The sequence below is a fragment of the Aeromonas sp. ZOR0002 genome, from assembly GCF_963866995.1.
Lineage (GTDB): Bacteria > Pseudomonadota > Gammaproteobacteria > Enterobacterales > Aeromonadaceae > Aeromonas > Aeromonas caviae.
The window spans coordinates 3671-5372 of sequence record NZ_CAWMFQ010000183.1; the positions used below are offsets into that span (position 1 = coordinate 3671).

Sequence of the window (1702 nt, forward strand, 5' to 3'; positions counted from 1 at the left end):
GCCTGGTGCGCCATGGCCAAGCGTTTTGCCACCGACGTGGGGCACCGCATCTGCGACGACGCCCTGCAACTCTTTGGCGGCTATGGTTATATCCGCGAGTATCCGCTTGAGCGCTATCTGCGCGATACCCGGGTGCACCGCATTCTGGAAGGGACGAATGAAGTGATGCGGCTCATCATCGCCCGCCGCCTGCTGGCCGACCCCGGCCTGTCGCTGGAGTAGCGGGAGTAGCCTGCCCTGAGGATGCAGTCGGCGCGTCCTCAGGCTTTGTGAGCCAGGTGCAGGTTGGCTCCATTCAACCCTGTCATCATGGGGCAGTTTTTTTGACAAGGACAACGCAATGACAAGGATCAGGCTCGAATATCACGGCCACGTGGCCTACATCACCCTCGATCACCCACCCGCCAACACCTGGACGCTCGCCAGCCTGAAAGCCTTCTTGCAGATGATGGTGGAGCTGGATGGTCGCCCCGACGTGGTGGCCCTGGTGATCCGCGGTGCCGGAGAGAAATTCTTCTGCGCCGGCGCCGATCTCAAGATGTTCGCCGACGGCAGCCTGGCGCACGCCCGCGAGGTGGCCGAGGCCTTTGGCCACGCCTTCGAGGCGCTGGCCCGCTTTCACGGGGTCAGCATCGCCGCCATCAACGGCTATGCCATGGGAGGGGGGCTCGAAGTCGCGCTGGCCTGCGACATCCGCATCGCCGAGCAGCAGGCCAAGCTGGGGCTGCCGGAGGCCTCGGTGGGCTTGCTGCCCTGTGCTGGCGGCACCCAGCGCCTCACCGAGCTGGTGGGGCCGGGCTGGGCCAAGCGGATGATCCTCTGCGGCGAGAAGGTGAGCGCCACCCTGGCCTACGAGATGGGGCTGGTGGAGGAGGTGGTGACCGAGGGGCACGCCTGGGAGGCGGCGCAGCAGATGGCCCAGCTGGTGGAGCGCCAGAGCCCGAGCGCCCTGCGTGCCTGCAAACAGCTCATCAATCAGGGGCGAAGCACCCACAGGGACGCGGCGCTGCCGCTCGAGCGCAGCCTCTTTCTCGCCCTGTTTGACGATGCCAACCAGCGCGAAGGGGTGGCGGCCTTCCTCGAGAAGCGGGCCCCGCGCTGGCGCTATGACCAATCCAGGCCGAAAGAGTGAGGGAGTGAAGGATGAATGAGGTATTGATGGCGACCCGCCATGTCGCAGGGGCTGACACCCGGTCTGCGGGGGCCGACCATGAGTGAGCCCGTGCGCATCGAGACCCACCCCACGGCGGATGGCCGCCACATCGGCATGCTGACTCTGGACAGCCCCGCCTCCCTCAATGCCCTGAGCCTTGAGATGATCCAGTTGTTGCAGGGGGCGTTGACCCGCTGGGAGCAGGATCCGGCCATCGTCTGCGTGTTGTTGCAAGGGGCCGGCGAGAAGGCATTCTGCGCCGGTGGTGACATCCGCTCCTTTTATTACCGCAAGCAGGAGGCGAGCCACTCTGAATTGTTCGGCTATGCCCGCGACTTCTTCCTGCAGGAGTACCGGCTCGATCACCACATCCACTGCTACGGCAAGCCCCTTGTCTGCGTGGCGGACGGCATCTGCATGGGGGGCGGCATCGGCCTCTTTGCCGGGGCCGAATTCCGGGTGGTGACAGAGAAGAGTCTGTTCGCCATGCCGGAGGTAACCATAGGCCTCTATCCGGATGTGGGGGCCAGCTGGTTTTTGAGACTGTGA

2 protein-coding genes and 1 pseudogene are annotated in these 1702 nt (G+C 65.0%); all 3 read left to right on the top strand.

Going from position 1 to position 1702, the window contains the following annotated elements:
• The coding region (locus AACR77_RS11130) for an acyl-CoA dehydrogenase family protein (RefSeq protein WP_269429281.1) at positions 1-222 on the top strand (222 nt) is incomplete at its 5' end.
• 118 nt (positions 223-340) lie between these two features.
• Positions 341-1132 (top strand): enoyl-CoA hydratase, encoded by a 792-nt coding sequence (locus AACR77_RS11135; RefSeq protein WP_041215244.1) that lies wholly within the window; start codon positions 341-343, stop codon positions 1130-1132.
• A 78-nt stretch (positions 1133-1210) separates the two neighbouring features.
• Positions 1211-1693: pseudogene (locus tag AACR77_RS11140) on the top strand (enoyl-CoA hydratase/isomerase family protein); the annotation flags it as partial.
• Between the last annotated feature and the right edge of the window lie 9 nt (positions 1694-1702).